The organism is Nocardioides hankookensis (assembly GCF_042658885.1).
In the GTDB taxonomy this organism is placed as follows: Bacteria; Actinomycetota; Actinomycetes; order Propionibacteriales; family Nocardioidaceae; genus Nocardioides; species Nocardioides hankookensis.
Map to the genome: position 1 here is coordinate 358,712 of NZ_JBHSRJ010000008.1, position 11,594 is coordinate 370,305.

Here is an 11,594-nt window from a genome sequence, read left to right on the forward strand (position 1 = left end):
TCTGTCAGTGGCATCTCCTAGATTCGCTGCGTCGGTAGGCGGGAGTTCGACCGGCTCGGATGTCGTCTGGCAGGGGGTTGCGGTGCAGGGTTGGGAGCGCGGGGCTGACGGTCTTGCTAAGGTTGTATGGGAGCAGACCGACGTCTGCCTCAAGGTCTACGCCGAGGACCCGAGCCGCGTGCTGCAGGACGCGAACAACGAACGACGGATCTCGGAGGGCGGGTACGCAACCCGACAGCTTGAGGAACTCCTTCAGAACGCGGTCGACGCCGCGCGCAAGGCCGGCGAGCGGGTCGAGGTCCTTCTCACGAAGGACACCCTGTACGTCGCCAACGACGGTGAACCGTTCGACGAGCGCGGGCTTCGGTCGGTGATGGCGTCCGACATCTCGTCCAAGGACGACGACAAGATCGGGAAGTTCGGCATCGGTTTCAAGTCGGTCCTGGCGGTCTCGACCAGTCCCCGCGTTTTCAGCCGCACTGTCTCGTTCGGCTTCGACAAGGCCTGGGCCACCGAGACTCTGAAAGACGAGGGATACGAGTTCGCCCAGTATCCGACGATGCGCTTGGCTCGTTCACTCGACCCGATCGCGGAGGGCTCGGCGCGAGACCATAACCTCCGCGAACTCATGGAGTGGGCCAGCACTGTGGTCGTCGTGCCTCTCGCGGTCTCCTACGAGACGATCTCGCGCCGTCTTTACGACTTCCCGGCGGAGTTCATCCTCTTCTCCCCGCACATCAAGCGCGCGCGGCTCAGGAACCTCGCCGAGTCGGACCCTGCTGCGAAGCAGGGAACCTCAGGTCGCCCATCCGATCGATCGATCAGTCAAGAAGCGGTCACGGATGGCTCTGTGATCCTCAAGTCTGGCGGAGTATCGGCCCGTTGGGTCGTGAAGCGCGCGATGCATGTACCCAGCAGCTCGGCGCGCCGAGAGGGCGGTCATGTTGCGTCCCGTCAGCAGGTGGAAGTCCAGTACGCCCTACCGATCCCGCCCGGTTCCAGCCGCCTGGGCCGTTTCTGGGCCTACTTCCCCACCAACTTCGAGACCACGCTCACCGGGCTCATCAACGCTCCGTGGAAGCTGAGTGACGATCGTACCGGCCTCCTCGAGGGCGGGTTCAACATCGAGCTGCTCGAGAAGCTTCCGCGGCTCGTCGGCCAAGCGCTGCAGATCCTCAGCGGCACGAGCGATGCCGTCTCCGCCCTGGACGCGATGCCCGCGCGAGGACTCGAATCCCGGAACTGGGTCGATCGGGAGATCAACGATCCGATCTTTAGGGAGCTTCGACGGGTGCCCTCCCTGCCCGACGGCACCAATACCCTCCGCCGACCTGCCGACGTCAAGTGGATCGGCGACGCACCGAACGAGTGGCTCGAACACTGGGCGCGGATCAAGGATGCGCCTCTCGAGAAGTGGTTGCACCCCAACGCCTACTCGAGTCCTGAGCGTCGCAACAAGATTGTGCGATTGATGCAGCACGAGCGCGGCTCGTCGGATGCCCCGACTCAGTCGGGCATCGACGAGTGGCTGGAGTCGCTCGTCGCCCCCGGGACCGTGGAGGCGTCTGCGGAAGCGATCCTTCTCGCAGCCAGAGTTGCGATGGACGCTGCAGCGTCGTCCGAGGTGAAGGTTCGCAGCGCCGCCGCCGGCGTGCGTAGCACGAAGATCATCCGCTTGGAGAACGGCGAATTCCGCGCGCCCGCAAAGGGCCGAGTCTTCGTGCGTGTTCCTGGTGACACGACCTCCGACGTCGATTTCGTCGACCCGGCACTCGCCGCGCTGCCTGCGGTGCGCGAAGCCTTGAGTCAGCTCGGCATCGTCGTGATGGACCGGAGCGGAGAGCTCCGCCGTTTGCTCGCCGAGGCCAAGACGTCCGCAGCACTGAAGTCGCCAGCCAGCGTCTGGCCTGCAATCTGGACCGTCCTTCGCGACATTCCACGCGACACCGCGCTCCAGATCCTGCGTGAGGACCTCGGGCAGGACCTCGTAAGTCACGTACGCGTCCGGACTGCGGCTGGCACCTGGCTGCCGATACCGCAGGCTTTCCTGCCAGGCAGGATCATCCCGGCAGACGGGAGCCGGGACCGCGACCGTCTGATCGACCCGGGCTTCCATTCGCCCGATGAGGATCTGCTGCACGAGCTGGACGCTGTCGACGCCCCCGTGTGGCGGATGCATTCGCCGACCGAGCCGTGGTTCGCGGTGTACGAGGACGGCATGCGCGATGCCTTCGTGGCCAAGCAGCCCAAGGGCGGTAGCCGGCCGGACCCGGCGAAGATTGAAGTCTCCGCTGGGACGAAGGGCTCCCCTCCCCCGTGGCCGCTTGCCCCCCTTCGGACGCTGAGCCCAGAAGGCATCGCAGCCGCAACGGAGCATCTGATGTCGCGGCCTGTGAGCGCGAATTGGCGGGTTCAGCACGCGTCGAACGCGAGCTATGGCAGCTTCCAGGTCATCCCTCCCGAGGTGTGGTTCCTACGGAAGCACGGCCTGTTGCGCACTGAATTCGGCGTCCGACGCCCTACATCCACGCTGCTGGCTGGTGATGCCATCGATCCGTCGATCCTGCCCGCGGTCGACGTCTCGGATTCGTGGGCCACCGCGCTGGGGATCGAAAGCGACCCCGAGAGACTCACCGCCGCGGAGTGGCGCGACCTGAAGGCCGTGGCAGACACCTGGCGCGGGCCTGGAGACGACGAGCGCCGGACGACGTTCTATGCCTGGCTCCCGGGTCGCATCGAGTGCGATTCCCTCGTCGTGCGAGTCGGCCGCCAGTTGCAGGCTGTGGAGACGAAGAACGTCGGCGTCACATCCGAACCCGCTGTGCACGAATCGATGGTGGAAGCGCAGATCCCCGTCCTGTTCGTCGACGACGCGGACGACGCCGACCGGTTCATCGAGACGTGGGGCATGCCTCGGGGCAAGGACCTCCTCCAAGAGGAGATCGTGGCCGAAACATCGGGAGAAGCCGTCTTCTTGACCGATATGTACCCGCCGTTGAAGCTGCGCCTCGATCCGGCCGATCAAGACCTGCGACTCCAACCGGCATCCAGGCTGGTCAAGATGATCGCGACTCCTCGGGGTCAGGTAGCGTCGCCGATCCAAGCGCGCCGCGACGGGGATGTGATCCTCGTGACTGCCACCAAGCCGACCGAGCAGATCGAACAGGTTTCGCGCGTACTCGGCCTCGGTATGGATGCCGCAGCGATCGCCAAGGTTCTGCAGCAGATGGAACGGACGGCCACCAACAAGCTGCGGGCCGAGCTCAAGAAGGCCAAGTCGGATGACGAGCGGCTGGTCGTCGCCGTCGGCGTCGACGCGCTCCGCAGGTGCGTACCGGCTCAGGCGCTCGAAGTTCTCGATGGAGCAACAGGTGGCGCGAGCCCTACGGACGTCGCTTCCCTCGCACGCTCTGTGCATGGCGTCGCCATCCTCAAGCAGCTCCGTCCCGCCCTCGAAGAACGCGGCCTCGAGCCGCCACGCGAGTGGACGGGACGGCACCGGACCCGCCAATGGGTCCACGACCACGGGTTTCCCTCCGACTGGGCAGGGTTCCCCGGGAGCACTCGCGCTGCGGTGGAGGTGATCGACGGGCCCGCGATCCTCAGCCCCCTGCACGACTATCAGGACTTCGTCACCGATCGCATCAAGAGCATGCTCCGAGGCGTGGGCAACGAGCGCGGGATGGTCTCTCTGCCCACCGGCGCCGGGAAGACCCGCGTCACCGTGCAGGCGCTCGTGAATGCCGTTCGTGAGGGTGACGTGCCTGCGAGCGTCCCTCAGATCTGGATCGCCCAGACCGACGAGCTCTGCGAGCAGGCTGCTGAGACCTGGACCTACGTGTGGAGAGCGATCGGGCCGCAGGTCCCGATGCGTCTCGGCCGCCTGTGGGCGAACAACGAAGTGCCCGAGGAACCCGGGACGTTCCAACTCGTCATCGCCACGGTCGACAAACTCAATTCGCTGGTGTCGCGATCCAACGGCGAGTACGACTGGCTGCGGCAACCTTCGGTGATCGTCATCGACGAGGCTCACACGTCGATCGCCTCGTCCTACACGCGCGTGTTGGACTGGCTCGGGCGTGGCGCGCGACCGCGCAAGGGAGAGGTTCGCAAGCCTCTGATTGGTCTAACGGCAACGCCGTTCCGCGGTACCTCGGTCGACGAGACCGAGCGGTTGGCGGGCAGGTACCTCGGGAACCGGCTGGACCGCGGCGCCTTCGTCAAGGAGGACCCCTACGAGGAGCTCCAGGATATGGGCGTGCTCGCTCAGGTCAAACACCGGATCCTCGATGGCAGCGACGCCGAGCTGACCGCATCCGACATCGCCGAGATCGAGAAGATGAAGCGATTGCCTCCGGCTGTGACCGAGCGCCTCGGCGCAAACCTGACGCGGACGTTGAAGGTCGTCGATTCCATCGCCGCGCTCCCCGACGACTGGACGGTACTGGCGTTTGCGCCGTCTGTGGAGAACGCCCGAGTGCTCGCGGCGTTGCTCTCGCATCAAGGGATCCCGGCCGTTTCAGTCTCTGCGGACACCGAGACGGCGGCACGACGCCACTACGTGGAGGAGTTCAAGGCAGGGCGCATCAGGGTCCTGACGAACTTCAACGTTCTGACGCAGGGCTTCGACGCACCCAAGGTCCAAGCCGTCTACGTCGCGCGGCCGACCTTCAGCCCGAACGTCTACCAGCAGATGATCGGTCGCGGGCTTCGCGGTCCCAAGAACGGTGGTTCGGAGGAAGTGCTGATCGTGAACGTCCAGGACAACTTCCAGCAGTACGGCGATCTGCTCGCCTTCCGGGAGTTCGAGTACCTCTGGACCAAGCGATGACCGAGGTCTCGCTGGACGACAGCCAGCGCGCGACCGTCCAGATCGACCCAGAAGAACGCCAGATCGTGATAGCCGGCCCCGGCTCGGGCAAAACCGAGGTGGTGTCCGCACTTATCGAGCACCTCACGGAAGAGGAGGGCGTCGATCATCTAGACGGACTCCTCGTAATCAGTTTCTCGAATGCCGCAGTCCATGCCGCGGAGGGCAGGCTGAGAGACCACGGCGCCGCACCGGTGTCAGTCCAGACATTGGATTCGCTGGCTTCCGCGTTGCTGAGAGATCTCGCCACGGAAGACCACACAGACTTGGACTTCGACGGCAGAGTCGTAGAAGCCACGCGTCTCTTGGAGATCGACGGATGGGACCGGATCGGCGACCTTCAGCATCTCATCGTCGACGAGGTCCAGGACGTTGTCGGGGTTCGCGCAGACTTCCTGCTGGCGATCATCGCGGCCATCCCGGCCGATGCAGGATTCAGCCTCCTGGGGGATCCGGCTCAAGGGATCTACGACTTCCAACTTGGGCCGCCCGGCAGTGACCGCGCGCCTGCTTCGACGACCACCTCGGCGCAGCTCCTGGAATCGGTAACTGAGGCCCATGCCCCGGCGCTGCGCCAACTGACGGGTCAGTATCGCGCCGCAAGTCGCGATGCTCGGACCGCCATGCGATTGCGCGACGCAGCCCTTCCCGACGGGGAGGCAACTGAGATGGAGGACTTCTTCGCCGACCTCGTTCACCTCGGCCGCATCGAGGAAGCCGTAGATCTCCTTCGAGGCTGGTCAGGGACAACGGCGCTGCTCACGTCGACAAACGGCCAGGCACTGGCGACGGCCGGCGTCCTTCGACGCCTCGGCATGGTTGTGGAGATCCGACGAAGCGCCCATCACCAGGTCGCTGCCGGGTGGATCGCGGCGACGTTGGGCGACTCGACGACCGACAGCGTCGGCAAAGCGGGCTTCGAAAAGCTGATCTCCGAGAGGCATCCAGACATCGATGCGGCCGACGCCTGGCGTGCCCTCAGAAGCCTCACCGGCGCTCGCGGCACCGAGATCACGGTCAGCTCTATCGCCAACCGCCTGCGAGCCGGCCGCAGCCTCCTTCCCGACCTGACGCAGCGGCCCTCGGTGGACGTCGTGGTGTCGACCGTTCACCGGTCCAAGGGCCTCGAGTTCGACAACGTTGTCGTGCTCGACTTCCCTTCGCGGGGTCGCATCGCGGCTGACAGCGACGTGGACGGGGCCCGCCGCACCCAGTTCGTCGCGCTCAGCCGAGCGCGGAGCTACCTTGTCCGTGCGGATGGCCCCGATGATCGAGACCTCCGGCTGGCCACGAATCCTGCAACTCAGCGAGCTCGGTGGATCGTGGGCGGACATAAGACCTGGATGACGTTCGGCATCGAGATCGGCGTCGGCGACATCGAGCCGGTCTTCGACGATCCCGCGCCCAGCCAGGCGCACATAGAGGCGGAAGTCGTGGCGGGCGCTGACTTGGATCTGCGGATCGATGTTGAGGCGTCGACCTTGGAGTTCCCGGTCTACGCGGTCATCCACAACGGGATGACGATCGCTCGCACATCTCGGACTTTCGGCGAGGATCTGGCCAGCCGCATCGGGACCCTCGAACGACGGCGAGGCACGTGGCCGGCCCTCTACGGCGCTGAGGTCGAGGCCATCGCCACCTCTGCATCAGATTCTCGGTCGGATTCGTCGTGGCGTCACGGCCTCTATCTCGCACCGATTGTCACCGGACTTCTCACCCTCGACTGGAACGGATCAACCGAATGAGCAAGCTCGACCCTTGGTACGAAGCCCGTGCTCGGATGGTCGACGCGGTCGTTGCCGACCTCTACGGCACGGAGGCGGACGATCGCCTGGACGAGGAGCCTCTGGAGCGATTCATTGTTGGAATCCTCCACCCCCGCACCGCCGACGGAGCGGCCGCGCCGGTCGAGGTTGCCGACGAGGACCCTGACAGCGAAGGCGGCACCGCCCCGGACGCAGACTTCGACCCAGGCGTGTCGTTCGCACACCTGCGTTACCCGTCGACGATGGGTTTGACTTTCGGCCTGACCGCGGACGCCACCGGCTTCGAGGTCGAGGTCGTCGCCGATCGGTACGAACCGCTGGAGCAGCCGGCGGAAGGCGCGACCGAGACCACCGGGGTGGCAACTCGCGCATACGGCAAGCGGGTCACCGACTGGCGACGCGTTGCAGTCGGGCCAGTCATCGAGGCTTTCGAGCTGGGCCCGGGATCCGACACCAGGCAGGTCGCCGACGGCCTCGCATTGCGCATGGTGCAGCGCCCCGCAACGGACGGAGTCGTGAACGTAACTGTGGTGCTCGTCAACACCCACAGCAAGCCGGAGAAGGGTCGGTCCGATGGCCTGTGCTGGTTCCGTCCCGCGCTTCGGGTGCGGGTCGTGGATGGGTCCCTAGCTGACCGGAGGCCCGACCGCGAGCTCGCTCACATGGACTCCGACGAGCGCAGCGGCGAGCTGCTCTACCGCAAGCAGCGGCACCTCGCGGTCGGGCACGGCGTTGCTGTCACCTGGGACGAGGGCGACGTCGTTTCGAAGGTAGCCACGACGTTCTTCCCCTCACACGATCTGCAGCTAGCTCAGGCTGATCGCGATGACGTCCGTGGGCTCGGAATGCCGAACCTCGCGTCGGCGGACGCCAGCGCCGCGCTTGAACGCCTCGTTGCGCAGTACGAGTCGTGGATCGACGAGGAGGCCGAGAAGCTGCCTTCGTTGACGACGGCGCACGCCGATACCGCTCGCGGTCATTTGTCCGACGCCAGGGTGGCGGCCGCGCGCATGCAGCGCGGTATCGAGCTACTCCGCCGTGACGCGCACGCAGCCGAGGCATTCCGGGTCATGAACCTTGTGATGCAGCAGCAGCGCGCGCGGCAGGAAATGGTGCGGCGAGGTCTGACCGTTCCTCCGAGCGACGTCGTCGGCGCATGGCGGCCGTTCCAGATCGCGTTCATCCTCCAAAACCTCGAGGGAATCGCGGACCCGCATTCCTCGGATCGCGATCTCGCCGACCTGCTGTGGTTCCCGACCGGCGGTGGCAAGACCGAGGCGTACCTTGGCCTGATCGCGTTCACGCTAGTCCACCGACGGCTTCGCGGCGCAGGCGCGGACCGAAATGGCGCAGGGGTGGGCGTTCTGATGCGGTACACGCTCCGGCTCCTGACTCTGCAGCAGTTCGAACGCGCCTCCGGCCTCATTTGCGCGCTGGAACACTGGCGGACCGGCGAGGCAGGACACGTCGATTGGGAGCCGTTCTCCATCGGTCTGTGGGTCGGCCAGGGCGCGACACCCAACAAGACCGAAGACGCTGCGAAGGCGATCAGAAAGCGTCAAGGCGGCGAGGACCCCGGTGATCTCGGCGACCCGATTCAGTTGCTGCGGTGCCCGTGGTGCGGTTCCAGGCTCGGACCCGAGCACTACGAGGCGGATACGCGTCGAGACCGGGTAACTGTCCGTTGCCCGAATGGGACCTGCCGGTTCGCATCCGGTGACGGGTTGCCGGTGCACCTCGTCGATTCGCAGGTGTACGCGGTACGTCCCTCCTTGGTGATCGGGACGGTCGACAAGTTCGCGATGCTCGCTTGGCGCGAGCGAAGCGGCGCACTGTTCGGCTCGAGGCACGATGCGCCGCCGGACCTCATCGTTCAGGACGAGCTGCACCTGATCAGCGGCCCGCTCGGGACGCTCGTGGGACTGTACGAGACTGCGATCGACGAACTCGCCACAGATCCTCAGACACGCGCGCGCCCGAAGTTGGTTGCTTCGACTGCGACCATCCGGCGTGCCGCGGACCAGGTGAAGGCGGTCTTCGATCGTGATGCACACCAGTTCCCGCCCCCCGGAGTGGACGCCGACGACTCCTTCTTCGCAGTCGACGCGGCACCGGATGTGAAAGGCACGAGGCAGTACGTCGGGCTCATGGCGCCAAGCGCGAGTCACGCCACGCTCCTGATCCGCACATACGCAGCCGCTCTCCAGGCCGCCAAGGATCTCGATGCGTCCGATGACGTCCGCGACGCCTACTGGACGATCTTGGGCTACTTCAACAGTCTGCGAGTGCTCGGCGCCGCGTACATCCAATCGATCGACGACGTTCGGGACAGGGTCAAGGTCGTTGCCCGCCGTGGAGGAACGGACCTGCGGGAGACGCGCGATCCACGCGAGCTGACGTCCCGAAAGAAGTCCAGCGAGATCCCTCAGGAACTGGACGCCTTGCAGACAGCTTTCCCCGATCCCAACGCCCCGGACATCGTCCTTGCGACCAACATGATCTCGGTCGGTGTCGACGTCGATCGTCTCGGCCTGATGGCGGTGATGGGTCAGCCACAGACAACCTCGGAGTACATCCAGGCCACGAGTCGTGTCGGGCGCAGTCGCCCGGGTCTGGTGTTCACGCTGTACAACGCGTCGCGCTCGCGAGATCTGTCTCACTACGAGTCGTTCACGTCATACCACCGCGCGCTCTACCGCCAAGTCGAGGCGACCGGTGCGACGCCGTTCGCTCCGAGGGCGCTCGATCGTGGACTTCATGGTCTTCTCGTCATCCTCGCCAGGCACCTGGTGTCGGGTGCGGCCGGAGACAAGGCAGTAGACGTGCCTGTCGACAGCGACGCTCTGGGCGACATGGCACAGGTGATCATCACCCGCGCCCAGCGGGTGGACCCTGCCTCCACGGCGGACGTTGAAGAGGCCCTCGACTGCCTGATCGAGCACTGGCAGGTGGCCGTGGAGGAGTCCGACGTACTGCAATATCCGCGCTGGGCTCAACAGGGATCAGAGGTCAAGGGACTGATGATCCCAGCAGGCAGTTCGGGAATGGACACGTCGACTGGTGAGCCCCTGGCCGAGATCTTCCCCCCGGCCGAGCCGCCGTGGCCGACGTTGATGTCCCTCCGGAACGTGGACCGGGAGAGCACCCTCAAGATCGTTTCCAACCGACAGACGAAGGCGGTGCGCGATGGCGACCACTGATCGCCCGAAGGCACGACAGAGCCAGCTCGTCACCACCTATGGCGTCGGGTCGCTGTACCCGGCCGGCGATGAGAGCTTCATGGTGTGCGGCACTGATGACTGGGACGAGAAGTGGTCTCCGTCAGTCGAAGAGCCGCGCCTCGCACGCTCTCTGGGGGTCCACTCGTTCAAGGCCCCTTCCAGCGGCAAACGAAGCGGCGATGTCCCGGTCGTGCGCTTCCCGCTCTTCCACTACTGCCCGGAATGCCGGCGCCTGGACCGCTTCTGGGCCTTCGACGCCAGGAAGATGGAGTGTCCAGACTGCAGCCGCGATCTAACCCCTTCACGCTTCGTGGCGTGCTGCGAAAACGGGCACATCGAGGACTTCCCCTACTTCCAGTGGGTCCACCGCGGCGCCGACACCTCCGGTAGCGACCACACGATGCGCCTTGAGTCCCGTGGAGCCTCGTCTTCGCTTGCAGACATCGTCGTCCGGTGCTCGTGCGGTGTTCCGGCCCACGACCTCGACGGGTCCTTCAACCGAAACGCCCTCACCGAGATCAAACGATGCGGAGGCAAGCGCCCCTGGCTCCTCGGTGCCCCCGACGAGATGTGCGACAAGCCGCTGCGTGCCCTCCAGCGCGGATCGTCCAACGTCTGGTTCGGCGCCGTTCGCTCGTCCATCTCCATCCCTCCGTGGTCGAGCCCGAACGCTCAGTTTGTAACCAAGCACTGGACGGTCCTCGAGCACCTCCCCGAAGACGCGCTGCGCGCCGCACTCCCCGGGATGATCGCTGGCCGAGGCGGCCTCTCTGTGGATGGAATCATCGAAGTCGTTCGCGGACGGAAGGGGCTCCAATCCGGAACGCAGCCGACGGACAAGGACCTCCGTGAGGAGGAGTACCGGGCGTTGATCGACGGAAACGACGGCGGCGCATTGGACACATTCCAGTGCGTGCCCGTCGACGTCGACGCCCGGCTTCGCGGAATCGTCCGTCAAGTGTCAAGGGCGACGAGACTGCGCGAGGTGCGAGCGCTCCAGGGCTTCTCGCGGGTCACCCCGATGCCAACCGACACCACGAGCCCCCGTCTCGCGCCGCTGAGCGTCACGCCGCTCTACTGGCTCCCAGCGACCGAGGTCCTCGGTGAGGGGATCTTCGTCAGGCTGGACGAAGACGCTGTCGCTGGATGGGAGCGAACGAAGCTGGCCGAACGGCGCCACGGAATGCTAAGCCAGTCGCTACGGCAGCGCGCGACCGAGTCCGGCGCACCCGTCGTCGAGGCGCCCTCGGCACGCTTCGTCGCAATCCACTCCTTTGCTCACGCGCTGCTCCAAGAGCTAAGTCTGGATGCCGGGTATCCCATCGGATCACTGCGGGAACGGGTCTACGCGGAACCGGGCCAGTCCGGTCTTCTCATCTACACCGCCTCGTCTGATGCTGCGGGCAGCCTCGGAGGACTCGCGGCGCTGGCAGCGGAGAAGCGGTTGGCTGACTCCGTGATCGCGGCATTGAGCCGGGCGAGCTGGTGTTCCAACGACCCGGTCTGCTGTGAGTCCGGCCCCTCCGGCAGCGACGGACTCAACTTGGCCGCGTGCCATGCATGCCTCTTGCTTCCCGAAACCAGCTGCGAGCACCGAAACATCTACCTCGACAGGGTGTCGATCATCGGTGAAGCCGTTTGCTCGAACGATGGGCTGTTCAGCGGCTTGTACGCCTGACGCACGCTTGTCGATTGCTTGGCAGCTGCGGCGCGGTGTCGCGAGGCCACCCGCGCTTG

4 protein-coding genes are annotated in these 11,594 nt (G+C 65.6%); all 4 read left to right on the forward strand.

Annotated elements, in window-relative coordinates:
- Positions 1-82: 82 nt before the first annotated feature.
- From ACFPYL_RS19200 to drmB, 4 genes are read left to right on the forward strand one after another with little or no spacing between them, the layout of a single operon-like run.
- Positions 83-4,831: a DEAD/DEAH box helicase gene (locus tag ACFPYL_RS19200; protein WP_379158014.1), complete on the forward strand. Its 4,749-nt coding sequence runs from the start codon at positions 83-85 to the stop codon at positions 4,829-4,831.
- The gene (locus ACFPYL_RS19205) at positions 4,828-6,615 is read left to right on the forward strand and encodes a UvrD-helicase domain-containing protein (protein ID WP_379158017.1); all 1,788 of its coding nucleotides are present in this window, start codon (positions 4,828-4,830) and stop codon (positions 6,613-6,615) included. Before ACFPYL_RS19200 ends, ACFPYL_RS19205 begins: the two co-directional genes overlap by 4 nt.
- Entirely contained in the window at positions 6,612-9,836 is a 3,225-nt protein-coding gene (locus tag ACFPYL_RS19210) for a helicase-related protein (RefSeq protein ID WP_379158020.1), read from the forward strand. The genes ACFPYL_RS19205 and ACFPYL_RS19210 overlap by 4 nt, the downstream gene beginning before the upstream one ends.
- Complete coding sequence (drmB, locus tag ACFPYL_RS19215) at positions 9,823-11,535, forward strand: DrmB family protein (RefSeq protein ID WP_379158023.1); 1,713 nt, start codon at positions 9,823-9,825, stop codon at positions 11,533-11,535. The genes ACFPYL_RS19210 and drmB overlap by 14 nt, the downstream gene beginning before the upstream one ends.
- Positions 11,536-11,594: the final 59 nt, after the last annotated feature.